This window comes from Brevibacillus sp. MCWH (genome assembly GCF_013096935.1).
Taxonomy (GTDB): domain Bacteria; phylum Bacillota; class Bacilli; order Brevibacillales; family Brevibacillaceae; genus Brevibacillus; species Brevibacillus aydinogluensis.
Genome location: NZ_SDLF01000239.1, coordinates 1 through 390 on the forward strand (window position 1 = coordinate 1; position 390 = coordinate 390).

At 26.4% G+C, this 390-nt stretch carries 1 pseudogene; it reads right to left on the reverse strand.

Annotated elements, in window-relative coordinates:
* Positions 1-390 (reverse strand): annotated as a pseudogene (locus ETC00_RS20265) (hypothetical protein); the annotation flags it as partial.

Sequence of the window (390 nt, forward strand, 5' to 3'; positions counted from 1 at the left end):
GTCATACAATTCCCATCTTCCATTAAATCCAGCCATTATTATATTTCCGTCATACAATTGACAAGCTGTGTAAATAGTATAGTTACCGTTCATAGTGCCACTTTTTATAGGATTTAGCCATCTATCAAACAATTGCCAACTTCCACTTAAACCCGCTAATAGTTTATTTCTATTTTTTAGCTCTATTATTTCATAAATGTGTTGGGAAGAATTATTTCTCCAAGTTTTAGAGTCAATGATTTTAGCTTTATCTAAATTTTTTATATTACTTTTATAGAAAAATAATTTTTTAGAAAAAGGTATATTAAAATCATTGAATCTTATTTCTAATTCATTGTATCCGTTGTTAGAATTATTAAATAATTCATCACTTATTACGTATGTGTAATC